Below are 23,900 nucleotides of genomic sequence, written 5' to 3' on the forward strand. Positions count from 1 at the left end.
ACAGCTTGAACAAGAGGCACACTGGCCCTGTGATGCCGCCGGCCAATGGCCTCGCGCGCGACCGGCACGCTCGAGGTTCTGCTCAACACCGGCGCCGAACGGGGCCGCGACTGCGGCTGGCCACCCAGGTGGTGTCACGAGCCGTTCGAATCCGGGTCTTTGCGCGGCCTGGTGGTTGGGCGCACCTGGCTTGGGGTGGTCGGGGTGGTCGACACCGTCCCTGTGGTGGTGGTCGTCGTTGTGGTCGTGGTGTTGGTCGTGGTCTGCGCAGGCGTCCGGGCGGGCTTGGGGATGGTTGTCATCCGGGCAGTGCGGACAAGCTTGCTGCGCTTCGAGCTTGACTTGTCGGGAGGCAGGAACGCATCGAGAACCGGACCCCTGGGGGCAGTTCGTTGCACACGACCACCGAAGTCAATGGCGTTGTTCTCCCGCGCACTGCGAATGCCAGCGTGATCGCCATTGCGCACCAATTCCTTCAGGTGCTGGTTGGCACCGTCAGGGTCGACCCGATTGGTCTCCAGCGGCGCCTCGCTCAAGTCCAACGCCACCGCTTTCGTGTTGTTGGCTTTCACCAGGGTCTTGACATCGGGATGGCTCTTGGCGGGATCACTTCCTCGCTGTTGGCGGTGGTCCAGCGTTGTGCTCACCTCCGTCAGGCGAACCGCGCGGCGCAGTCCCCCGTTGCTCTCCACGTGCTCGGTGACGAGCCTGGCCACATCGGTGATCTGACTTGCGACAGAGCCGATCGGGTTGTCCTTTTCGACCAGGAGCGAATTCGATGTTCCGCTGCGCTTGTGAACATCGTCCTGGACGATTTGCGTTGCCATCCAGTGCGCCACGTTCGACACAACTTCCGGGTAGGCGTTTTGCCGCTGGCGATCGGCAAGCGCGTGGAGGAACGTGTCGGCTTGCGCCTTGAATTTGCTTCCAAAAAGATGCTTCATGGCCTCGAAGGTCGCTTTGTCCTTGGATGCCTCGCTCCTTTTGAGTTGAAAATCGTCGCGGTTTCCCGATGCTTGCAGACCTTGTCGGAAACCATAGAAAACACCGTCGGACCCCAGCATGTAGTACTTGCCCGCGTAAGTGGGCAGGGTGACCGAGATGTGCGGGTTGCGCTTGAGAGATTCGGCCAGGATGTCCAGCGCTTCGATGTCGATGCAACTGTGGGACAGGTCGAGTTCTTCCAAAGAGGTGTTGTCTGCGATCCCGGCGAACAAGGAGCGTTGATGGCCCGGGAGCATCGGCAGGCCTGTCGCCGAGAGCTTCTGCAGCGGGCATGACGCGGACTTGAGCGTGTCCTCGATCACCGCAGAGCGTTCTTGGAGCTTGTCCACGCCTTCGTTCTTGTAGAGCAGGTTCATGGACTCCGAAGCCAAAAGATCCGGCCGGGGCCGGTAGTGAAATTCCAGTTGCTGGGTGGGGGCGGGACGGTCCTTGAGCAACTGGAAGACCTGCGGCATGAAGTCGGCACCTTCGAGGGTGGGTTGGATTCCTGCCTCGTGCGAAGCCTTCAGCCGCGTCAGCGATGGCTGGTCTTTCAACGTGGGAAGCAGCTGTTTGAGGGCGACGTTGGCGTGGCCCGTACGTATCGTCAAAGTCACCTCGTCGAGCTGAGGAGTTTCTTTCAGAATCTTCAGGAACTCGGTGGATATGCTCGATTGAATGGTACTGATGGAGTTGAGGGTCAACGATGTCAATGACGGCATACGCTGCGGATCTTCCCTCATGCGCATGTTTATGTAGGCCAGCGACTTCATATCAGGGACGCTCAGGTTCTTGAGCTTTGTGCAGGTCGCCACGTTTGCGAAGAACTTCCCATGTTGCATGGCCTCCTCGGTCGGCCTGTGCCCATGGATGAGAGGATCGCCCAGCTCCAGTGACTCGATCGACGTGCTGTTGCTCACCGCGAGAACCACTGTTGGGGCATCTTCCATCACTCCCTGAATGGAAAGTTCGGAAACGCCTGATGGTTTCGTCAGCAGGACCTTGACCATGTTGCAGGCCGCGCTTGGTATGAGGGCATTCGGTCTCGACCCACCGTCCCCGTCGAAAAAAGTCCACGCTGAATCGTCATTCGCCGCCTGAACCTGCGGCGCGGCCGGAGGTGGCAGAACCTCCAGCCGTTGCACCGAAGTGCGCTCGAATGCCGCCTGCATCGCTTGCGGCGCGGTGGGCGCCCAGCCTTGCGGCAACTGCAGCTTGAGGCAGGCCTTGAAGGGTTTGCCTGCGTTGTCGGGAAGCGATTTGAGCGAGTTGTTGTAACTGTTGAAGGCGTCGGCGAACACCTCATAGGCTTCGTGGGCGATCAAGTCGTTGAACACGGCAGTGGCGTCGTGGTCTGGCACCTGTCCATGGGCCACGCTTTCCAGGAAGGTGTGCACCCTTGATGGGTCACTCAGTGTGACCTTCTCCAGTTTTTCCTTCCACCCGGCCACGATCTGCCTGGGCGGCACCTTTGAGGGTGCCGTGGTGGATGGAGGAGCGTTGTCCGTTGCCACCAGCGGGTTGGGCGTCTGTTGAAGGCTCGGAGAAAGGGGCTTGGACATGGACGGCTCCTGGAGGTGTGTTGAGCTTGAACGGTCTTCGTTCTGCAACACACTCTTCCAATAAGTTCCATCGCGGCGGTGCCACTGGCGCGTTCAACAAAAAAATGCGACACCGTGGCGTCGCTTTTTGTGGGAGGTGGGCAAACCCGATCAGGCAAAGAAGGACTTCGCCTTCTCGAACCAGCCCTTGTCGTTCGGGCTGTGCTTGTGGCCACCCCGTAGCGTTCCTGCACGCGTTGGAGTGTTTCGGCGTGCAGCACCGGCATGGCCTGGCCGTCGGCGGCACGCTGGTCGTCCACCCAGCCGGCGAGGTAGTCCCAGACGGCGATGCGGAACCCGGGCTGGTAGTTCAGCTTGTCGATCACGCTCATGTCGGGCTGCAGGCCTTGGGTGAAGCGCGCAAACGCAGGCGGACGAAGACTTCAGTTCAACGTCGCATCGAGTAACAGCATGAACACGAAACCGGCCAGCAGCGTGCCCGTGGCCAAGGTTTCGAAGCCATTGCGGTGGGTCTCGGGAATGATTTCGTGGCTGACCACGAACAGCATGGCGCCCGCGGCCAAGGCCAGGCCGAGCGGGTAGAAGGCCGGCACGCTGCCCAGAACGGCCAGGCCGACGATCGCGCCCAGCGGCTCGGCCAGCCCGGTGAGCGCGGCGATGCCCCAGGCTTGCGCGGCACTGCGGCCCAGCGTGCGCAAGGCCATCGCCACGATCAGGCCCTCGGGCATGTTCTGCAAGCCGATGGCCAGGGCCACCGATGCGCCCGCTGGCGCGCCTGCCGCGCTGCCAGCGCCGGCGTAGGCCGCGCCGACCGCCAGGCCTTCGGGCACGTTGTGGATCAGGATCGCCAGCACCATGAGCCGGGCACCTTGTGCCGCGTTGGTGGTGCGGGCCAGGGTGTGCCCTGGCGCGGCCGGTGGTAGCACGGCATGTTCGTGCGGCGTGACGTGGTCGATCGCCAGCATCAAGCCCATCCCCAGGGCCAGGCCCAGGCCGCTGAGCAGGGCCGCGCTGGTGCGCCCGCCGAGCAGTGCCTGCCCCGCGTCGAGCGAGGGCAACAGCAGCGCGAAGAGGGCCGCCGCGAGCATCACGCCCGCCGAGAAGGACATCAGGGCCGCCTCTTGCAGCTTGCTCACGCGCTGCACCAGCAACACCGGCAGGGCACCGACTGCGGTGGCCATGGCCGCCAGCAGCGAGGCCTGCACGCCCGCCACCATCGCACTACCTTGCTCGGCCGCGTCCCACCAGGCCCGTGTGGGCGCCCAGAAGGTGCTCAGCGACGCGATGCCGGCCATCAGCAAAGCACCCGTGCCCAGGGCGAGCAGGGCGTTGCGCAAGGCGTGGGGCGTCAGTGGCCGCTCAGGAGGGGCCCAGACGGGGCGGATGTGGCGGATGGGTTCGGCCATGCGGGCTCCAGAAGGTCGGAGCCGATAGTTTGGCAAACCCCCCGCTCAAAGGCCAATCGATGTTGGCAATGGTGTGGATAGGTTATTGGGCTTGCGCGCCAGACGCCTTGACCACGGCGCCCCAGTTCTTCGTTTCACGCGCCATGAACTCGGTGGCGTGGGCCACGGAGCCGCCCACCGGTTGCGCGCCCAGGGCCGCCAGCTTGTCTTTCACGTCCTGGCTGGCAAGGGCCTGGTTGACCTCGCGGTTCAGACGCTCGACCACTGCCTTCGGTGTCTGCGCGGGAGCGACCATGCCTACCCAGGCATAGAAGCTGAGATCGGCGAAGCCCGCCTCGGTGGCCGTGGGCACCTGCGGCAGATGGGGCAGGCGCTTCTCGGTCGTGACGAACAGCGGCTGGATCTTTCCCGATTCCAGGAACGGGGTGCTGGTGATCAGGGTATCGAAGAAGATGTCGACCTGTCCGCCGATGAGATCGGTCATGGCTTGCGAGCCCCCGCGGTAGGGCACGTGGGTCATCTGCACTTTGGCGAGTTCGGCGAACCAGTGTGCGCCCAGGTGCCCTATGGTGCCGCTGCCGCCAGAGGCGTAGTTGACCTTGCCAGGATGGGCCTTCGCATGGCTGAGCAGTTCCTGCACGGTCTTGTAGGGCGCACCGGGGCGCGCCACCATGATGAAGGGCACGCGGCCGGCGATCGCCACGGGCTGCAGGTCCGATGGCTTGTAGGGCATCGTCGCATAGAGCGCCGGGTTGACGGTGAAGCTGTTGCCGACCATGGCGATGGTGTAGCCGTCGGGCGCGGCCTTGGCCACTGCGTCCGTGCCTACGTTGCCGCCCGCGCCGGCGCGGTTGTCGACCACGATGGGTTGCCCGATGTGCTCGGACACCTTGTTGGCCACGATGCGCGCGATGCCGTCGGTGGTGCCGCCGGGGGCGAAGGGCACGACCATGCGGATCGGTTTGTTGGGGTAGTTCTGCGCGTGCGCCATGGCGCACGTGGCCAGGAGCAGGGATGTGGTGAGGAGCGAAGCCGCGAGGCGGCCGTTGGAAAGCTGGCGCATGCGTTGTCTCTTGAGTGGGGCTGAAGGGAGCCGGATTCTGGCGCCGCGTGCGGGTGAGGTCCAACGAGTATCGGCGTGGATGCACATAAGCCATGTTTATCGAAGCGGATGGAACCCTGCGGCAGAATCCCCGCATGAAAAGCGCGCCTCCACCCACGTCCGCCACCCCATCGCCCGTGCGCACGCGGGTGATCGAACACGATCTGCTGCGCGTGTTCGTGGCGGTGGTGGATTACGGTGGCTTTACCGCGGCCGCGTCGGTGCTGCACCGCACGCAGGCGGCGGTCAGTTTGCAGATCAAGCGGCTGGAAGAAACCGTACAGGTGGCCTTGTTCCAACATCCACGCCGGGCCGTACAGCTCACGCCGCGCGGCGAGCTGCTGCTCGAATACGCGCGGCGCATGATCAGTCTCAACGACGAGGCCTTGAGTGCGGTGCGCGGCGACGAGGTGACGGGCCGCATCCGCATCGGCGCGATCAACAATTACGCCAGCGGCATCCTGCCGCCGCTGCTCGCCGAGTTCTGCGGCATGTATCCCGAGGTGCAGATCGAGGTGCACACCGGTGTGGCGGCCGAGATGGAAAAGCGCCTGGGCAGCACCTACGACATGACCATCAACCTGCACCCGCCCGGCCAGGGCGAAGGGGTCTTGATCTCGACGCAGGAGCCGATCTGGATCACCTCGCTGCACAACTCGCCGCACGAGCGCGACCCCTTGCCCCTGGCCTTGTTGCCCAATGGTTCGCTGTTTCGCCGCTACGCGCTGCAGGCGCTGGCGCAGATGGGCCGCTCGTGGCACCTGGCGCAGGAGAGCACCAACATCCAGGCGGTGGAAGCCGCCACGGCCGCGGGGCTGGCGCTCACCGTGTTCCAGCGCAAGAGCGTGGACTTCAACCGCCTGCGCGAACTCACCGAGGCCGACGGATTTCCCAAGCTGCCGGGCGCGGACGTGCGCCTGGAAATCGCGGAGCGCTACCTGCCGCGCGCCGCGCTGCAGTTGCGCGAGTTCCTGCTGGAGCGGTTCGCGCAGCAGGCCAAGGCACCATAACGCGCCCTTATCCGGACGCATCGCATTCTTCGTTGGCCTGTTGGCGGTCGAGTTCCTAGACTTGATCGCATCCGCAACCGATGAAGGAATGTGTACATGCTCACCCCAGAACAGAACGACTTGCTCACCCGCGTGGGTCCCGGCACACGCATGGGCGACTACTTGCGCCGGTACTGGCACCCGATCGCCGGCGTGAGCGAGTTCGACACCGTGTCGATCAAACCGGTGCGTCTGCTGGGTGAAGACCTGGTGCTCTACAAGGATCTGAGTGGTGAGTACGGTCTCGTTGCCCGCCAGTGCGCGCACCGCCGTGCGGATCTGGCCCACGGCATCGTCGAGAAGAAAGGCATCCGCTGCAACTACCACGGCTGGACGTTCGATGCGTCGGGCCAGTGTGTGGAGCAACCCTTCGAGGACACCGCTGCGCCCGAGCGCAACGGCAAGGCGTCGATCCGGATCGATGGCTACCCGGTAGGCGTGCGCGGCGGCATGCTCTGGGCCTACATGGGGCCGTTGCCCGCGCCTTGCCTACCCGACTGGGAGGCGCTCTCGCGGCCCAACACCTTCGCGCAGATCGTGATCTCGGAGGTGCCCTGCAACTGGCTGCAATGCCAGGAGAATTCGATCGACCCGGTGCACTTCGAGTGGAACCACGAGTACTGGGACAAGCGGCTGCGCGAAGGTGACGACGCCCGGCCGGGCCCCAAACACACCAAGCTGGATTTCTCCGAATTCGAGTACGGCTTCGTCTACAAGCGGGTGCGCGAGAACAGCGACGAGAGCCACCCGTTCTGGACCATCGGCCGCGTGGCGCTGTGGCCCAACGCCTTCTTCCTGGGCGACCACTTCGAATACCGTGTGCCGATCGACGATGAGAACACCTTGAGCATCGCCTGGCGCCTGACCCATGTGCCGCGGGACCGCGAGCCCTACGTGCAGACTTCCATCCCCACCTGGCACGGCCCGATCAAGGACGAGCAGGGCGAATGGATCACCAGCCACGTGCTCAACCAGGACTTCGTCGCCTGGGTGGGCCAGGGGCGGATCATGGACCGCTCGAAGGAGCGCCTGGGCGCGAGCGACCGTGGGATCGTGATGGTGCGGCGCCGTTTCCTTGCCGATCTCGAGGAAGTGGCGCAGGGGCGAGACCCCAAGGGACTGATCCGCGATCCTGCGAAGAACGTGCGCGTGGCGTTGCCCATGGCCAACCACGACACGACCTTGCGCGGCTTCACCACCGCCGAGATCATGGCCGACCCACGCCGGCGATCGTTTCTCACGAGCTTCTACCTGCAGGCGGGACAACCCGAGTGGGTGCAGCGCGCGATGTCCGAGGCCATGGGCGTGCCGTATGGCGATTTCCGCGGCATCGCCGACATGGCGCCTGGCCAGCAGACGGCAGCCCGCCAGGCGCGCGACAGCGCGCCAGTGGCTTGACGCATGGGCGCCCACGCAGTACTGCAGGCCGTCGTCGTGGCCAAGCGAACGGAGACGCCGGACATCTGCGCCTTCGAGCTGGAAGGCGTGGGCGCAGCGGCGTTGCCCCCGTTCGCTCCGGGAGCGCATATCGATGTACACCTGCCCAACGGCCTGGTGCGACAGTATTCGTTGTGCAATGCGCCATCGCCGCGGGGCCGGTATCTGCTGGGCGTGCGCCGCGCGCCCGATTCCCGAGGCGGCTCGCGCGCCCTGCATGAAACCGTGGGAGTGGGCGACACGCTGCGCATCGGTGCGCCACGCAATCTCTTCGCGCTCCACCCGCAGGCGCGGTACAGCGTGCTGGTGGGTGCGGGCATTGGCATCACGCCCCTCCTGAGCATGGCCGAGCACTTGAGCGCGCAGGGGGCTGCCTTCGAGCTTCACTATGTGGTGCGATCCCGCGAGGCGGCCGGCTTCCTGCGGTGCATCGAATCGTCCCGCTTCGCAGATCACGTGCGCGTGCATGTGAGCGGCGGTCTGCCGGCCGCCCGGGTGAGCGCCGACAGGCTCGTGCCCCCGCCCGGGCCCGATCACCATCTCTATGTGTGCGGGCCGACCGGTTTCATGGACGCCGTGTCGGGCGCAGCTCGGCGCGCCGGCTGGGCCGCGCAGCGCTTGCACCAGGAGCATTTCGCGGCGGCCGCGACCATCCCGTCCGAGGCGGGCGGGTTCGAGGTCGTTCTCGCGCGCTCGGGCCGTTGCGTGGCGGTGCGCCCCGGGCAGGTCGTCACGCAAGCACTGGCCGCCGCCGGTGTGGCGATCCCCACTTCGTGCGAGCAAGGCGTTTGCGGCACCTGTCTCACGCGCGTGCTCGATGGTGAGCCCGATCACCGAGACCTGTACCTCTCGGCGGACGAGCAGGCGCGCAACGACCAGTTCCTCCCGTGTTGCTCGCGTTCGCGCTCGCCCCGCCTCACGCTGGACCTCTGAAAAGCAACTTTCATGACCGCATCTTCTGCAAACCCGGCGCCTCCTGCCGTGTTCACCGCCCTGGCCGACCATGCGTGTCGTCTCGGTTTTGACGATCTGCCCGAAGCCGTGGTGCGGCGCGTGGAGGCGGTCCTGATGGACCTGATCGGCTCCACCTGGGTGGTGCTGGGCGGCCCGGGATCGCGCGCGTTGTGGCGCTATGCGAGTGCGATGAACCCCACGCCGCAGGCCACGCTGTGGGGCACCTCCCGGCAGGTCGCGGTGGCCGAGGCGGCGACCGTGAACGGTGCGCTGGGCTACGAAGCCGAATTCGACGATGGCAACTCGCTGGGTGGGCACTGGGGGAGCTCCAGCATTCCCGCCATCCTCGCGCTGGCCGAGCGCGATGGCACGTGCGCGCAGGAGGTGGCGGTGGCGATCGTGGTCGCCTACGAGATCGGCAACCGGGTGAGCCGGCTGGTCTCCAAGGGCCTGCTGGAACGCGGCATCCATTTCCCAGGCACCATGGGCGCGGTGGCGGCGATCGCCGGTGCGGGGCGCCTGCTCGGGCTGGACCGCGACACACTGGCCGCGGCCCTGGGCCATGCGGCCTTGTCGCCCGTGGCTCCGTATCTGCCAGGCCACGTCGGCGCTGACACGAAGAACCTGTACTCGGGCTGGCCGAACCACTGCGGCATCCACTTCACGGCGCTCGCGCAAGCCGGTTACCTGGGCGCGGCGGACCTGCTCGAAGGCCGCGATGGCCTGGCCGCCGCGCTCGGCCGCCCAGGTGCGCCCGCAGAGCTCGCGGCCGAGGCACTCGATGGCCTGGGTACCCGCTGGGCCATCTCGCAAACCTATTTCAAGGCCTATCCCTGCTGCCGATGGCTGCAGGCACCGGTGCGCGGTGTGATCGGGTCGATGCGAGCGAACGCCATTGATGCCATGGACATTGCGAGCGTGCGTGTGCGCGGCCCCCGCTTCCTGGCGATGTACGCCCACGGCGAGCCCTGCATGCGCCCGATCCAGGGCAAGTACAGCCTCATGTACTGCGTGGGCGCGGCCGCCGCGCGCGGCGCGTTGGGGCAGGACGAGTTTTCGGCGGATGCGCTCGATGACGCACGCATTCGCGGTTTGTCGCAGTGCGTGGAGTTCTGCGTCGATCCTGTGCTGGAAGCCCAGTTTCCTGCCCGTTACGAGACAGTCGTCGAACTGCGCCTGCGAGACGGTCGCCTATTCGAGTCGCGGGACACACCGCCCTGGGGGCCTGACCAACCACCCGCGCTGGACGAACTCGCGGGCAAGTTCATGCCGATCATGCGCGCCGCCTGCGGCGACGGCACCGCACAGGCCTGGCTGGCGTGGTTTCGCGGAGGCCTCCAGGCCGACCCATCGATGCGCAATTTCTTTGACTTGTTGCGCCGCTCGGCGGTCGGCTGATGCGCCACCGTGAACACCGTCCTTCTTTTCCTCTTCATCTCCATCCAAAGGATCTGCACATGGCTTCACAACATTCGCGCGTGGCTGTCGTCACCGGAGCGCGTCGCGGCATCGGTCGCAGCATCGCGCTGGCCCTGGCCGACGCCGGCTGGGGCATCGTCGCGATCGACCTGCTCGACGACGACGAAACCCGCAAGACCCGCGAAGCGCTGGACAGCCGCCACGCCCGCCACGCGTTCCTCTCGGCCGACATTGCCGATGTGCAGCGCGCTGGGGAACTCTGCGAGCAGGCCCATGCCGCGTTCGGCCGCGTCGATGCGCTGGTGAACAACGCGGGCGTACAGGTGGCGGACCGCCAGGCGGACATCCTGCACACCAGTGTCGAGAGCTTCGACCGGCTGATGAACGTGAACCTGCGGGGTACTTTCTTTCTCACGCAGGCCTTTGCGCGCGCCATGCTGGCCCACCCCGCCAGCGATGGCGCCTACCGCTCCATCATCACCATGTCCTCGTCCAACGCCTTGCACGCCAAGACGCGCGGGGCCGAGTACGGGCTGTCCAAGACGGGCCTGTCGATGTTGAACAAGACCATGGCGCTGCAACTCGCGCCTCACGGCATCGCCTGCTTCGAAGTGCAGCCCGGCCTGGTGAAGACCGAGATGAATGCCTCGATGCACGCGGTGTACCAGCCGATCGTGGAACGCGGGCTCACGCCGATTCCCCGCTGGGCCTTTGGGGAGGACGTGGGCAAGACGGTGGTGACGCTGGCCGATGGCGGCTTGCCGTTCTGTACCGGACAGACGATCTACGTGGACGGTGGCCTGCACATCCCCAAGAGCCCATTCGAGAGTCCCTTCGTGCGCGACCACCTCGCGGTGTGAACGCCCGGGCCCGCGGCAGCGGGCCTTCTTCGAACCCGCCGCGCGGCTTCAGCGCGGCATGAGATCCAGGCGCGGGGCGGGACGCGTCGGCGCGGCCACATCCGCGTGGTGCACGCGCGATGCCATGCGGTAGCTGCCCACCGCGCGCCACACCGGCGCCACGGGCCACGCGGCGGTCTCGGTGCTGGTGGCCAAACGCGCCAATGCGTCGGATACATCGGGCTCGAAGCTGTCCACGATGCCGACATATTCCGCTCCCGTGGGTGCGCTGTCCACGTTGCGCAGCGCCTGTGGGCCCGCAGTCTCCACGGCCTGGATGCGCACCCGCGTCACGCCGAGCGCCGCGCCCGTGAACAGCAATTGGTCCGCGTACCGCTGCAAAGCCGCCGCCGAGGGTGCCGAGGTTTGCGGCCACACCCAGCGCACGATCGACACTGCGCAGCCAGCGGTGTTGCCCGCCTGCGCGCACACCGGTCCGGTCTTGCGCAGAAAGTTGGAGAAGGACGGACGCATCGACGCGCTCCAGGGCGTGGGATTGGCCACGAGGTCGTTGTAGGCTTCGCTGCGCAGGCAGTCCAGGCCGTCGAGTTCGTACAAGGTGAAATAGCGCACCTGCGCCTCGGTGGTGGCGACATACCGTGTGGCGGCGATGTAGCCCGGCACCCACACCCGCTCCGCTACGTGCTCGAGCGTGTGCCACCGGTCGTATTCGGGAATGCGCTCGCGCTCGATGTCGTTCCAGAGCGAGAGCAGTGCGAGGGGGTTTTTCAAAGGCATGCGTGGAGATCCTGGTGGGTGAACGGATGGGAGGGCGATGAGCCGCATTCTGGATGCGCGCACGCACCGACGCCAACGCGTTCTCGTTATGCCAGCATTAGCGCGATTGCAATGTGCTGTGGCCGGCCGCGGGGCGTGCCGTCGATAAGCGGGTGTTATGCACGCGTCACGCAGAACTCGTTTTGATGCGGTGGATCGGTTCCCTACCATTCGATTTCTTTTGCACCGAACATCCTCAGGAGACAGCACCCATGAACACATACACACGCCGCGGCTTGTTGGCCGCGATGGCTTCGGCCTGCCTGATCACCCTGGGCAGCGCAGCCGCGCAAGTCAGTACCAAGCCGCTGTCGATCGTGGTGGGCTTTGCCGCCGGCGGGCCCACCGACATCGTGGCGCGCGTGGTGGCCAAAGCCTTGGCCGAAGAACTGGGCAAGCCCGTGATCGTGGAGAACAAGCCCGGTGCAGGCTCGACCGTGGCAGCGGGATACGTGGCGCACGGGCCCACGGATGGGACCAGCATGTTGCTGGTGGTGCCGGGCCTCACGGGGGCCGAGACGTTGTTTCCCAACCGCAAATACGACCTGACGAAAGATTTCGCCGCCATTTCCTTGCTCGGCACCTCGCCCAACTGGCTGCTGACCCCCGTGGGCAGCGACTTCAAGACCGCACAAGAGGTGGAGAAGCGCGCCAAGGCGGCACCCGGCAAGTATTCCTACGGCCATGGGGCGACCGGTGGCATTTCGCATCTTTCTTCCGAATGGCTGAATGCGGTCAAGAAGCTGGACATTCTGTCCGTGCCCTACAAGGGCAATGGCCCCGCGCTGGTGGACCTCGTGGGCGGGCGCATCGACCTGATGTTCGACCAGCCGATCAGTTCCGAATCCTTTGTCGCCTCGGGCAAGCTGCGGCCTCTGGCCGTGACCTCGGCCAAACGCCTGGCCACCTATCCCGATGTGCCGACGATGGAAGAGGCCGGGTATCCGGGCTTCGTGGTGGAGGTCTGGTACGGATTGGTGTTTGCGGCCAAGACGCCCGAGACCACGGTGAAGACGGTCAACGAAGCCTTGGCGCGCGTGCTGGCCCGCGACGACGTGAAGAGCAGCTTGAACAATTCGGGCGTGACGCCGCAACACAGCACGCCGCAGGCGTTTCAGAGCCGCATCAATGGCGAAGTGGAGCGTTGGAAGCGCGTGATCATCGACGCGAAGATCACGACGCAATAAAAAAAAGCGACGCCGCGGCGTCGCTTTTTTTGGAGCCTGAACCTTCGATCAGGCAAAGAACGACTTCGCCTTCTCGAACCAGCCCTTGTCGTTCGGGCTGTGCTTGTGGCCGCCCTTCTTGAACGACTCGTCGAGTTCCTTGAGCAGCTTGCGCTGGTGCTCGGTGAGCTTGACCGGCGTTTCCACCGCCACGTGGCAGTACAGATCGCCGGGGTAGCTGGAGCGCACGCCCTTGACGCCCTTGCCGCGCAGGCGGAAGGTTTTGCCGCTCTGCGTGCCTTCGGGCAGGTCGATGGTGGCCTTGCCCGCGAGCGTGGGCACGTCGATCTCGCCGCCGAGCGCGGCGGTGGTCATGCTCACCGGCACCTGGCAGTGCAGGTCGTCGCCTTCGCGCTCGAAGATGTCGTGCTTGCGCAGCCGCACCTCGATGTAGAGGTCGCCCGAAGGCCCGCCGTTCTGTCCGGGCTCGCCGTTGCCGGTGCTGCGGATGCGCTGGCCGTCGTCGATGCCGGCCGGGATCTTGATCTCCAGCGTCTTCTGCTTCTTGATCTTGCCCTGGCCGTGGCACACGGTGCAGGGGTCGGGAATGATCTTGCCCTGGCCGTGGCACGTGGGGCAGGTCTGCTGCACGCTGAAGAAGCCCTGGCGCATCTGCACCTGGCCTTGCCCGTGGCAGGTGGTGCAGGTCTTGGCGCTGGTGCCGGGCTTGGCGCCCGTGCCGTTGCAGGTGTCGCAGTTGTCCCACGAAGGAATGCGGATCTGCGTTTCCTTGCCGGCTGCCGCTTCTTCCAGGGAGATCTCCATGGCGTAGGACAGGTCCGCGCCGCGGTACACCTGCCGGCCGCCGCGCTGGCCGCGCGCGCCGCCGAAGATGTCGCCAAAGATATCGCCGAAGGCGTCGCCGAAACCACCGAAGCCTTCGGCACCGCCCGCGCCACCGCGCATGTTCGGGTCCACGCCGGCGTGGCCGTACTGGTCGTACGCCGCCTTCTTCTGCGGGTCCGACAGCATTTCGTAGGCCTCCTTGGCCTCCTTGAATTTCTCTTCGGCCGTCTTGGCCGCATCACCCTGGTTGCGGTCGGGGTGGTGCTTCATCGCCAGCTTGCGGTACGCCTTCTTGATCTCGTCGTCCGAGGCGTTCTTGGGCACGCCCAGCACTTCGTAAAAATCGCGTTTAGCCATGGTCTTCTTGGGATTCGGGGAGAGCGGATGGAGTGCAAACGCCGCGTCAGGTTTCCCCAGACGCGGCGCGTGGATTCAGGAAGATCGCTCTCCCATCAGTCCTTCTTCACTTCCTTGACTTCGGCATCGACCACGTCGTCGTCGTTGGCCCGGCTGTTGCCCGGCTGCGCCGCGTCTTCGCCAGCCCCGCCCGCTGCCGCGGCCTGCTCGGCCTGCGACGCGGCGTAGACCTTCTCGCCCAGCTTCTGGCTGGCGGTCATCAGGGCTTCGGTCTTGGCGTCGATCGCGGCCTTGTCGTCACCCTTGACGGCTTCTTCCACGTCCTTCAACGCGGCTTCGATGGCTTCCTTCTCGGCGCCTTCGAGCTTGTCGCCGTGCTCGCCCAGCGACTTGCTCACGCTGTGCACCATGGCTTCGGCCTGGTTGCGCGCCTGCACGAGTTCGACCTTCTTCTTGTCGTCGGCGGCGTTGAGCTCGGCGTCCTTCACCATCTGCTGGATCTCGTCTTCCGACAGGCCCGAGTTCGCCTTGATGGTGATCTTGTTTTCCTTGCCCGTGCCCTTGTCCTTGGCGCCCACGTGCAGGATGCCGTTGGCATCGATGTCGAACGACACTTCGATTTGCGGCATGCCGCGCGGCGAAGCCGGAATGCCTTCGAGGTTGAACTCACCCAGCGCCTTGTTGCCGGCGGCGATTTCGCGTTCACCCTGGAACACCTTGATGGTCACGGCCGGCTGGTTGTCTTCGGCGGTGGAGAACACCTGCGAGAACTTGGTCGGGATCGTGGTGTTCTTCTGGATCATCTTGGTCATGACGCCACCCATGGTCTCGATACCGAGTGAGAGCGGGGTCACGTCGAGCAGCAGCACGTCCTTGCGGTCACCCGAGAGCACCTGGCCCTGGATGGCGGCACCCACGGCCACGGCTTCGTCGGGGTTCACGTCCTTGCGCGGTTCCTTGCCGAAGAATTCCTTCACCTTCTCCTGCACCTTGGGCATGCGGGTCATGCCACCGACCAGGATCACGTCGTGGATGTCGGACACGCTGATGCCGGCGTCCTTGATGGCGGTGCGGCAAGGCGCGATGGTGCGTTCGACCAGCTCTTCCACCAGGGCTTCGAGCTTGGCGCGGGTGAGCTTGATGTTCAGGTGCTTCGGACCCGACGCATCGGCGGTGATGTAAGGCAGGTTCAGGTCGGTCGCGGCCGAGCTGGAGAGCTCGATCTTGGCCTTTTCAGCGGCTTCCTTCAGGCGCTGCAGGGCCAGCACGTCCTTGCTGAGGTCGACGCCTTGTTCCTTTTTGAACTCGCCAATGATGTAGTCGATGATGCGCTGGTCGAAGTCTTCACCACCCAGGAAGGTGTCGCCGTTGGTAGAGAGCACTTCGAACTGCTTCTCGCCATCGACATCGGCGATTTCGATGATGGACACGTCAAACGTGCCGCCACCCAGGTCGTACACCGCGATCTTGCGGTCGCCCTTTTCCTGCTTGTCCAGGCCGAAGGCCAGGGCCGCAGCGGTGGGCTCGTTGATGATGCGCTTCACATCGAGGCCGGCGATGCGGCCGGCGTCCTTGGTGGCCTGGCGCTGTGCGTCGTTGAAGTACGCGGGCACGGTGATCACGGCTTCGGTGACCGGCTCGCCCAGGTAGTCCTCGGCGGTCTTCTTCATCTTGCGCAGGATGTCGGCGCTGACCTGCTGGGCCGAGATCTGCTTGCCGCGCACTTCCACCCAGGCGTCGCCGTTGTCGGCGGCCACGATGGCGTAGGGCATCAGGTTGATGTCCTTCTGCACTTCCTTCTCGGTGAACTTGCGGCCGATCAGGCGCTTGATCGCGTACAGCGTGTTCTTGGGGTTCGTCACGGCCTGGCGCTTGGCCGATGCGCCGACCAGCACTTCGCCGTCTTCCTGGTAAGCCACGATCGAGGGCGTGGTGCGCGCGCCTTCGGCGTTCTCGATCACCTTGGTGTTGTTGCCTTCCATGATGGCCACGCACGAGTTCGTGGTGCCCAGGTCAATGCCGATGATGCGTCCCATGTTGTTGCTCCGGTTCGAAAGAAGAAATGTGAAAAACGATGTGGGGAAGGTGTGGATAACCTGGGGTTATTTCAAGGCCCCAGAGGCTTATTTCGGTGCGGCGACCGTGACCAGGGCAGGGCGCAGGATGCGGTCGGCGATGAGGTAGCCTTTTTGCAGCACGGTCACCACGGTGTTGGGTTCCTGGTCGGCGGGCACCATGCTGATGGCCTGGTGCTGGTGCGGGTCGAACCGGGACGATGCGACCGGGTTGATCTCCAGCACCTTGTGGCGCTCCAGCGCGCTCTTGAGCTGCTTCAAGGTGGCTTCGGAGCCTTCGCGCAGCTGTTCGCGGGTGGCCTCCTGCACGGTGAGGCCGGCTTCCAGGCTGTCGGCCACGGCCAGCATGCTCTCGGCAAAGCTCTCCACGGCGAATTTGCGCGCCTTGCTCACCTCTTCCTCGGCGCGGCGGCGGGCGTTTTCCGCCTCGGCCTTGGCGCGCAGGAACTGGTCGGCCAGGTCGGCGTTCTGCGCCTTCAGGGTGGCGACTTCGTTGACGAGGGCGGTGGTGACGTCTGCGGCGTTGGCGGCCTGGGCCGCCTCGGCTTCTTCAGGGCTCACGGGATCCGCGTTCAATTCGGGCTGATCGGGTGGGTTGGGCGTCTGGCTCATGGGTCTTGGAAGTGCGTCAAAAAACAATGGCCAGGACGGCCACGCAAGGCAGTTGGGGTCGCCCCGAACCGATTCAAGGGGTCGAGATGAACTTTTGGTGCCGGGCCGCATCTCTTGGCGGTGGGCCGGGTCATCGATCGTCTCGATGAATGCTAATTTCTTCGGGTTGGCAGGGCCGGTTGGCGGTACTCGCCCCGCGGCGCGGGCCTTCAAGCGAGGGCAGCCTCGTCGCGGCCGATGGCGGCTGCTTGGCGATGGAGGCCTATGGAAGCTTTGGAGCGGGTGAAGGGAATCGAACCCTCGTATGAAGCTTGGGAAGCTGCCGTTCTACCATTGAACTACACCCGCGTGGGAGCGCATTCTAGCCGCTCAGATGCCCGAGGGCGCGCGTCCCAGCAGCCGGTCGGAGATGATGCGCATCTGGATCTCCGAGGTACCTTCGAAGATCTTGGTCAGGCGCGCGTCGCGCCAGTAGCGTTCCACGGCGTAATGCGTGGTATAGCCCGCGCCCCCCAGAATCTGCAAGGCTTCGCTGCACACGCGCTCCGACATCTCGGAGGCAAACAGCTTGCTCATCGCCGCTTCGGTGTCGCAGCGCTGCCCCGTGTCGATCTGGGTGCACACGTGGTAGTTGAGTTGGCGCGCGGCTTCGATCTCGGTGGCCATTCGGGCGAGCTTGAAGCGAATGGCCTGGAAGTGGGCGATCGGTTGGTCAAATTGCACGCGCTCCTGGGCGTAGCGCATGGCGTCCTCCAGCGCGCCGCGGGCCAGGCCAATGGAGCGCGCTGCGGTGTGCGCGCGGTAGCTCTCCAGGCCGCGCGAGAAGGCCGCGAAGGCTTCTCCTTCGCGGCCGATGAGCGCGCTGGCCGGCAGTGGGAAATTGTCGAACGCCAACTCCCAGGTCTTCCACCCGTAGTAGCCGATCTTGGGAATGGCCGAACCCGCCAGGCCAGGCGGGAAGCTGCCGCGCGGCTTGTCGATGAGGAAGGCGCTGATGCCCAGGTGCTTGCGTTTGGGGTCCGGTGACGGCGAGGTGCGGGCGAGCAGGAAGATGAAGTCCGCGCCGTCGGCAAAGGTGCACCAGGTTTTGTTGCCGTTGATGCGCCAGCCCTCGCCATCGCGCGTGGCCCTGCAGTTCACGTTGGCCAGGTCGGAGCCGGTGTCGGGCTCGGAGAGCGCCAACGCGCCGAGGTATTCGCCCCGGGCCACGCGCGGCATGATGGCCGCGCGTTGTGCTTCGTTGAAGAGTTGCGAACCCATGAAGCTGTTGCCGCGCGCGATGATGGAGCCCACGCTCATCCAGGCGCGGGTGAGTTCCTCCGCCACCAGGCAGTACTCGAAGCAGCCCAGCCCCATGCCCCCGTGGGACTCGGGGATGGTGATGCCGAAGTAGCCCAGTTCGCCCATCTTGTCGATGAGCGAGCGCGGCATGTCGGCGCGCTCGGGGTCCAGGCGGTTGGCCAGGGGCAGCACTTCTTCCCTGGCGAACTGGCGGGCGGCCTCCTGCAACATGCGGCGTTCGAGGGTCAGGTAGCCGGTGGTGGGGTCTTGCATGGCAATGGGTGGCTCAAAAAAGTGGGAGAAGAGGGCGGTTCTCAGGAGGTCCAATAGGGATCTCGTTCGGGTCCTGCCACCACGCCTGTATCGAACAATTTGCCGATCGCACCCGAGGCCAGTCCCAGCACGTCGGCCAGTACTTCCTCGGTGTGCTGACCCAGCCAGGGCGCGGGTGCGGTGGCCGCCCGCGGGAGGTCGGCCACCGAGACGGTGGCACCCGCGCCGCGGTGGCTCCCGACGCCGGGCGTGTCCAGGGGCTCGAACACCGGGTTCTCGAGACCTGCCCGGGGATCGTGGTCCACGAGATCCTGCACACCACGGTACAGACCCCAGCACACCTTGTGCTGCTGGAACACGGCCTCGACCTCGTGGAAATCGCGCGCGGCACACCAGGCTTCGATCCGCGTGGCAATGGGCTCGCGCGCGGCAAAACGCGCCTCCTCGTCCATCGCCAGGTGTTCGGCATCCAGGCCGCAGGCGGTACACAGCGCACGCCATTGGCCGGCGGAGATGCCCGCCACCATCACCCGCCGGCCGTCGCGGGTGCCGAAGTCGCGTCCGAAGGCGCCGTAGAGGTGGTTGCCCAGCGCTGGCCGCTCCTGCCCGAGGATCTCGGCTTCCGCCATGAACCCCAGATGGGACAAGGTGGTGAAGGCCACGTCGGACAGTGCGAGCCGCAGCTCGGCTCCCAGGCCGTTCGAGCGGCGGCGCTGCACGGCGGCCAGCACGGCGAACGCGGCCTGGTAGGCGCAGGCCAGGTCCCAGGCGGGCAGCACGCCGTTGACCGGCGCATCGACGCTGCCATGCCCCGTCATGGCGGGGAAGCCTGCCGAGGCATTGACCGTGTAGTCCACGGCGTTGTTGCCGTCGCTGGAGCCGATGATGGTGCAGGAAATGAGATCGGCGCGTTGCTGCGCGAGGGTGGCATGCGAGAGCCAGGGCACGGCGATGTTGGTGAGCAGCACGCCACCCCCCTCGCCAGGCGCCGTGGCCAAGGCCTGCACCAGCTCACGTCCTTCGGCGCTGCGGATGTCGACCGCCAGCGAGCGCTTGCCCTTGTTGAGTCCCGTCCAGTAGAGGCTGCGCCCGCCGGGCAGACGCGGGGCGCGTGCGTAGTCGATGCCGCCACCGATGTGGTCGACCCGGATCACATCGGCGCCGTATTGCGCGAGGGTGAGGCCGGCCAGCGGCGCGGCGATGAACGCGGAGCTTTCAAGAACTCTGAGGTTGCCAAGGAGTGCGTAGGTCATGCGGGGGCAGCATCCGGTCAGGGTCGGGTGGACGACGCTGCGAGCGTACGCCATGCGCGTCAACGCCCCAGCAGCTCCCTCAACACCGCTTCGGTGTGCTCCCCCAACATCGGCGGCGCACTCGGCACGCGCACCGGTGTGCCGTCCATGTGGATCGGCGACGACACCAGTGACACCGGGCCGAGCTTGGGGTGCTGCACCACGCTCACCATGCCGCGCGCCTGCGCCTCGGGGGACGCCAGTGCCGCGCCCACGCTGCGCACCTGGCCGCAAGGGATGCCGGCGGAGGAGAGGCGCTCCAGCCAGTCCGCCGCATCGCGCGTGCGCAGGGCTTCGGAGAGCAACGGTATGAGCGCGTCGCGGTGCTCGAGGCGCCCGCGGTTGGTGGTGAAGCGCGCGTCCGCCGCGATCTCCGGGCGCTGCAGCACGTTGTCGCACAGCAGCTTGAACTGGCGGTCGTTGCCCACGGCGAGCACGATCTCGCCGTCGCGCACCGGCAGAACCTGGTACGGCACCACCGACGCATGCGCATTGCCAAAGCGCTGCGGCTCCTGGCCAGTGACCAGCGTGGCGCTGGCGACGTTGGCCAGCATCGTCAGCTGGCAGTCGAACAGCGCCAGGTCGATGTTCTGGCCCTGGCCGTCGTTGCGCCGCGCGATCAAGGCCGCCAGGATGGCCTGCACCGCGTACATGCCGGTGAAGAGATCGGCCACGGCCACGCCCACCTTCATGGGCTCGCCCGCGGGCTCGCCGGTGATGGACATCAGGCCGCCTTCGGCCTGCACCACGTAGTCGTAGCCCGCGCGATCGGCCAAGGGAGACTGGCGGCCATAGCCGGAGATGGAGCACCAGATCAGATCGGGGCGGATCTTCTCCAACGACGCGCGGTCCAGCCCGAAGCGCTCCAGCGCGCCGGCCTTGAAGTTCTCCACCACCACGTCGCAGTGCGCCACCAAGGCGCGCACGGTGGCCTGTCCCTCGGGCGAGGCCAGGTCCAGCGCCACGCTGCGCTTGTTGCGGTTGGTGCAGAGGTAGTAGGCCGACTCGCCGTCCTTGTAAGGCCCCCAGCCGCGTGTGTCGTCGCCGCCTTGCGGGTTCTCGATCTTGATGACGTCCGCGCCCAGGTCGCCCAGCACCATGGTGCACCAGGGGCCGGCGAGCACGCGCGAGAGGTCGAGGATTCGGATGCCGTCCAGCGCGGGACGGCGGCGCGGTGCGGTAGAAGAAGTCATGGTGCTCAGAGCAAGGTGCGCACGAAGTCGGTGACGGTGGGGTGCTCGCTCTCGATGAGCTGACGCCCCAGCTCCCGATGCCAATAGGCTTCGGAGCCGTGTGCCATGCGCCATTCGTGCAGGCGGCGCGTGGAGAGCTGCAGGTCGTACTCCTCGGTCACGCCGATCGCACCGTGCAGCGCGTGGGCAATCGCCGCGACCTGCGCGGCGGCCTCGCTGCTGCGCGCCTTGGCCACCGCGCAGGCGGCCGGCGGCGGGGCATCGCCATCGGGGGCGGCGGCGAAGGCGGCTTCGCAGGCCATGCCGGCCGCGGCCACTTGCTCTGCCATCACCGCCAACTGGTGCTGGATGGCCTGGAACTTGCCGATCGATTTGCCGAATTGTTCGCGGTCGTTGGCGTATGCCATCGTGAGGTCGAACGCGCGCTGCAAGGCACCGGCCAGCAGCCCCGCGTGCAGCAGCGCCGCGATCGACTGGAGCCGCTCGGCGGGCAGGCGCGCCTTGAGCGCGCGCGGCACGGTGCCCGCAGGCCAGCGCAGGCTGGCGGCCTGGGAGCCGTGCACGCCCGAGGCCTGCGCCTGGTCGTCGGCCACGGGCAGCAAGACCCAGGCGCCGTCGAGCACGCCGACCACGTGGGCGGCCGCGCGCGCAGCGGGCACTTGCGCGGCCAGCAGACCGCCATCGGCCTCCCGGCGGAGCACCGATGCGAAGGTGATGGCGCCCGCAGGCAGGCACTGCGGGTCTTCGACCAGCGCGCGCAGCGCCAGGGTCTGGGCCAAGGGCAGGGGGACGGACCACACACCGGCGAGCCGCACGATGTCGTGCAGGTCGCGCCAGCTGGCGTCACCGCCGCCCTGGGCTTCGGGGGCCAGCAAGGCGAAGAAACCGGCGTCTTCCAGCGCGCTTGCCAGCGGTTGGCAGCTCGCGCCGTGTTCGATCGCGCGCACATGGGCGGGGGTGCAGTGGGTCTGCAGGAGGTCTTCGATGGCTTGGGCAAACATATATGGGTTTCCTCAACGCAGGCCCAGGCCGCGCGCGATCATGCCGCGCAGAATCTCGCGCGTGCCGCCGCGCAGGGAGAAAGTGGGCGCCATGGCCGCCACGTAGGCGGTGGTGCGCAGCAGCTCGGGGTCGGGGGGGGTCAAGGGATCGGCGCCCAGCGCGGCTTCCACCAGCGTGGGAATGGCCTGTTCGAATTCGGTGCCGATGTCTTTCACCAGGGCGGCTTCCACCACCGGGCTTTCGCCCGCGGCCAGCCGCGCGGTCACCGAGATGGAGAGTTGGCGCAGCGTGGCCAGGTGCGCCACCAGGCGGCCCAGCGTTTCCAGGGGGAGCAGGCCCGCCTTCTGCTGGCGCAGTTCGCGCAGCCAGATGTCGAGCAGCACGATGCTGGAGTAGATGCGCTCAGGGCCGCTGCGTTCGAACGCCAGTTCGGCGTTCACCTGCGCCCAGCCCTGGCCCTCTTCACCCACAAGCGCATCGGTGGGCAACTGCACGTTGTCGAAGAAGATCTCGCTGAAGTGCGCGTCGCCAGTGAGGTCCACGATGGGCCGCACGGTGACGCCGGGCAGCTTGAGGTCGACGATGAACTGGGAGAGTCCTTTGTGCCGGTCGGCTGCGCTGCCCGAGGTGCGCACCAGCGCGATCACGTAGTCGCACTGGTGTCCGTTGGTGGTCCAGATCTTGCGGCCGTTGAGCGTCCAGGTGCCGTCGCCGTTGGGGCTGGCGCGCGAACCCACGCTGGCCAGGTCGGAACCCGCATTGGGTTCGCTCATGCCGATGCCAAAGAAGATCTCACCGCGACAGATGCGCGAGAGGTAGTGGGCCTTCTGCGCCTCGGTGCCGAACTTCAGAATCAGCGGGCCGCTCTGGCGGTCGGCGATCCAGTGCGCGCCCACGGGTGCGCCGGCCGCGAGCAGTTCCTCCACGAGCACATAGCGGCTGAACGCGTCGAGCTCGGCACCGCCGTAGGCGCGCGGCAGCGTCACGCCCACCCAGCCGCGCGCAGCGAGCCGGCGGCTGAATTCGGCGTCGAAAGCCAGCCACGAGCGGGCGCGCACGTCGGCGGGTGCCGCTGGAAGATCGGTGGCGAGAAAGGCCTTGACGTCCTGGCGGAACGCCTCTGCATGGGGTGGCAGCGTGGCCTGTCGGAATTGGTCGAGCAGGGAAGACATGGCAAGGGCAGTGTGAAGGTGCGCCGCAGGGTACGGGCCGCGATGCCCATCGTCCAATACCGATTCGCCGCCGCGCCATAGCCAAACGCGATACCTTGAACGCGACACCAGCGCGCCGATAAGCAAACGCGATGGCGAACGGGCGATTCGGTATTGGACGCACACCGGGCAGGCTGGTTACCCTGTCGCTCTTTGTTTTTTGAAGAGCCGCCATGTCCGACTTCCTGATCTACGAGCAGCAAGGCCCCGTGGTCACGCTGACCATGAACCAGCCCGAGAAGCGCAACCCGCTCACGGGCAACTCCGCGGTCTCGGAGTTCCTGGTCGCGATCGACCGCATCGACGTCGACCCCGAGGTGCGCTGCGTGATCCTCACCGCCAACGGCCCTTCGTTCTCCGCCGGTGGCGACATCGTGGAGATGAAGCGCCAGGCCTCGCCCGAGGTGCAGGAGATGCGCATCCGCCAGGACTATCGGCGCGGCATCCAGAAGCTCGCGCTCAGCCTGTTCAACCTGGAGGTGCCGGTGATCGCCGCGGTCAACGGCCACGCGATCGGCGCGGGGCTGGACCTGGCCTGCATGTGCGACATCCGCATCGCCTCCACCCACGCCAAGTTCGCCGAGAGCTTCGTCAAGCTCGGCATCATCCCGGGCGATGGCGGCGCCTGGTTGTTGCCGCGCATGATCGGCCTGGCGCGGGCTTCCGAACTGGCCTTCACCGGCGACATGATCGACGCGCAACAGGCGCTCGAATGGAACCTGGTCTCGCGCGTGGTGGCGCCCGAGGAACTGCTGCCCACCGCGCGTGCACTCGCGGGCCGCATCACCGCCAACGCCGGCCACAGCCTGCGCCTGACCAAGCGGCTCATCCGCGAAGGCCTGCACACGCGGCTGGACTCGGTGCTGGAACTCTCGGCGGTGTACCAGGCGGTGTCGCACAAGACGCCCGACCACGTCGAGGCGGTCAACGCCTTCATGGAGAAGCGCGCGGCCCGCTTCGAATGAGTGCGCGGGCGCAGCGGAGGTGGGCGGGTATGCTGTGC

19 protein-coding genes, 1 tRNA gene and 1 pseudogene are annotated in these 23,900 nt (G+C 66.3%); 7 read left to right on the forward strand and 14 right to left on the reverse strand.

Going from position 1 to position 23,900, the window contains the following annotated elements; genetic code table 11:
• Positions 1-134: 134 nt before the first annotated feature.
• The 4 genes and pseudogenes from F9K07_RS31830 to F9K07_RS11875 form a co-directional block, all read right to left on the reverse strand.
• Positions 135-2,546, reverse strand: a complete 2,412-nt coding sequence (locus F9K07_RS31830) for a hypothetical protein (protein ID WP_236581928.1) — start codon at positions 2,544-2,546, stop codon at positions 135-137.
• A 218-nt stretch (positions 2,547-2,764) separates the two neighbouring features.
• Positions 2,765-2,941 (reverse strand): annotated as a pseudogene (locus tag F9K07_RS32085) (lytic murein transglycosylase); the annotation flags it as partial.
• Between the two features lie 27 nt (positions 2,942-2,968).
• Positions 2,969-3,952 (reverse strand): ZIP family metal transporter, encoded by a 984-nt coding sequence (locus F9K07_RS11870; protein ID WP_159593279.1) that lies wholly within the window; start codon positions 3,950-3,952, stop codon positions 2,969-2,971.
• A gap of 82 nt (positions 3,953-4,034) precedes the next feature.
• On the reverse strand, positions 4,035-5,015 hold the full coding sequence (locus tag F9K07_RS11875) for a Bug family tripartite tricarboxylate transporter substrate binding protein (protein WP_159593282.1): 981 nt from the start codon (positions 5,013-5,015) through the stop codon (positions 4,035-4,037).
• Positions 5,016-5,149: 134 nt separating this feature from the next.
• On the opposite strand from F9K07_RS11875, the gene F9K07_RS11880 reads away from it, so the two are divergent.
• From F9K07_RS11880 to F9K07_RS11900, 5 genes are all read left to right on the forward strand, one after another.
• Positions 5,150-6,064 (forward strand): LysR substrate-binding domain-containing protein, encoded by a 915-nt coding sequence (locus tag F9K07_RS11880; RefSeq protein ID WP_159593285.1) that lies wholly within the window; start codon positions 5,150-5,152, stop codon positions 6,062-6,064.
• Positions 6,065-6,160: 96 nt separating this feature from the next.
• Positions 6,161-7,501 (forward strand): aromatic ring-hydroxylating dioxygenase subunit alpha, encoded by a 1,341-nt coding sequence (locus tag F9K07_RS11885; RefSeq protein WP_159593288.1) that lies wholly within the window; start codon positions 6,161-6,163, stop codon positions 7,499-7,501.
• Between the two features lie 3 nt (positions 7,502-7,504).
• A complete protein-coding gene (locus tag F9K07_RS11890) occupies positions 7,505-8,473 on the forward strand; it encodes a PDR/VanB family oxidoreductase (protein WP_159593291.1) in 969 nt (322 codons plus the stop codon).
• Between the two features lie 12 nt (positions 8,474-8,485).
• Positions 8,486-9,892, forward strand: a complete 1,407-nt coding sequence (locus F9K07_RS11895; RefSeq protein ID WP_159593294.1) for an MmgE/PrpD family protein — start codon at positions 8,486-8,488, stop codon at positions 9,890-9,892.
• A gap of 59 nt (positions 9,893-9,951) precedes the next feature.
• A complete protein-coding gene (locus F9K07_RS11900; RefSeq protein WP_159593297.1) occupies positions 9,952-10,773 on the forward strand; it encodes a 3-ketoacyl-ACP reductase in 822 nt (273 codons plus the stop codon).
• Between the two features lie 48 nt (positions 10,774-10,821).
• On the opposite strand, the gene F9K07_RS11905 is transcribed toward F9K07_RS11900, so the two are convergent.
• The gene (locus F9K07_RS11905) at positions 10,822-11,550 is read right to left on the reverse strand and encodes a hypothetical protein (protein ID WP_159593300.1); all 729 of its coding nucleotides are present in this window, start codon (positions 11,548-11,550) and stop codon (positions 10,822-10,824) included.
• 251 nt (positions 11,551-11,801) lie between these two features.
• Here F9K07_RS11905 and F9K07_RS11910 point away from each other — a divergent pair, with 251 nt between their 5' ends.
• Positions 11,802-12,776 (forward strand): Bug family tripartite tricarboxylate transporter substrate binding protein, encoded by a 975-nt coding sequence (locus F9K07_RS11910; protein WP_159593303.1) that lies wholly within the window; start codon positions 11,802-11,804, stop codon positions 12,774-12,776.
• Positions 12,777-12,824: 48 nt separating this feature from the next.
• Here F9K07_RS11910 and dnaJ read toward each other — a convergent pair whose 3' ends face one another.
• The 9 genes from dnaJ to F9K07_RS11955 form a co-directional block, all read right to left on the reverse strand.
• Entirely contained in the window at positions 12,825-13,958 is a 1,134-nt protein-coding gene (dnaJ, locus tag F9K07_RS11915; protein ID WP_159593306.1) for a molecular chaperone DnaJ, read from the reverse strand.
• Positions 13,959-14,053: 95 nt separating this feature from the next.
• A complete protein-coding gene (gene dnaK / locus F9K07_RS11920; protein WP_159593309.1) occupies positions 14,054-15,994 on the reverse strand; it encodes a molecular chaperone DnaK in 1,941 nt (646 codons plus the stop codon).
• 87 nt (positions 15,995-16,081) lie between these two features.
• Positions 16,082-16,645 carry a nucleotide exchange factor GrpE gene (gene grpE / locus F9K07_RS11925; RefSeq protein ID WP_159593312.1) on the reverse strand — a complete coding sequence of 188 codons (564 nt, stop codon included), beginning with the start codon at positions 16,643-16,645 and terminating at the stop codon, positions 16,082-16,084.
• Positions 16,646-16,919: 274 nt separating this feature from the next.
• A tRNA-Gly gene (locus F9K07_RS11930) sits at positions 16,920-16,993 on the reverse strand.
• Between the two features lie 21 nt (positions 16,994-17,014).
• Positions 17,015-18,199: an acyl-CoA dehydrogenase family protein gene (locus tag F9K07_RS11935; RefSeq protein ID WP_159593315.1), complete on the reverse strand. Its 1,185-nt coding sequence runs from the start codon at positions 18,197-18,199 to the stop codon at positions 17,015-17,017.
• A 41-nt stretch (positions 18,200-18,240) separates the two neighbouring features.
• The gene (locus F9K07_RS11940) at positions 18,241-19,452 is read right to left on the reverse strand and encodes a CoA transferase (protein ID WP_159593318.1); all 1,212 of its coding nucleotides are present in this window, start codon (positions 19,450-19,452) and stop codon (positions 18,241-18,243) included.
• Positions 19,453-19,511: 59 nt separating this feature from the next.
• Positions 19,512-20,684, reverse strand: coding sequence for a CaiB/BaiF CoA transferase family protein (locus F9K07_RS11945; protein WP_159593321.1), 1,173 nt, complete (start codon positions 20,682-20,684; stop codon positions 19,512-19,514).
• A gap of 5 nt (positions 20,685-20,689) precedes the next feature.
• Positions 20,690-21,685: an acyl-CoA dehydrogenase family protein gene (locus tag F9K07_RS11950; protein ID WP_159593324.1), complete on the reverse strand. Its 996-nt coding sequence runs from the start codon at positions 21,683-21,685 to the stop codon at positions 20,690-20,692.
• Positions 21,686-21,697: 12 nt separating this feature from the next.
• Positions 21,698-22,858, reverse strand: coding sequence for an acyl-CoA dehydrogenase family protein (locus F9K07_RS11955; protein ID WP_159593327.1), 1,161 nt, complete (start codon positions 22,856-22,858; stop codon positions 21,698-21,700).
• Positions 22,859-23,070: 212 nt separating this feature from the next.
• Between F9K07_RS11955 and F9K07_RS11960 the strand changes: the two genes are divergently transcribed.
• Positions 23,071-23,862, forward strand: coding sequence for a crotonase/enoyl-CoA hydratase family protein (locus F9K07_RS11960; protein WP_159593330.1), 792 nt, complete (start codon positions 23,071-23,073; stop codon positions 23,860-23,862).
• The last annotated feature ends 38 nt before the right edge of the window (positions 23,863-23,900 follow it).

Source organism: Hydrogenophaga sp. BPS33 (assembly GCF_009859475.1).
Lineage (GTDB): Bacteria > Pseudomonadota > Gammaproteobacteria > Burkholderiales > Burkholderiaceae_C > Hydrogenophaga.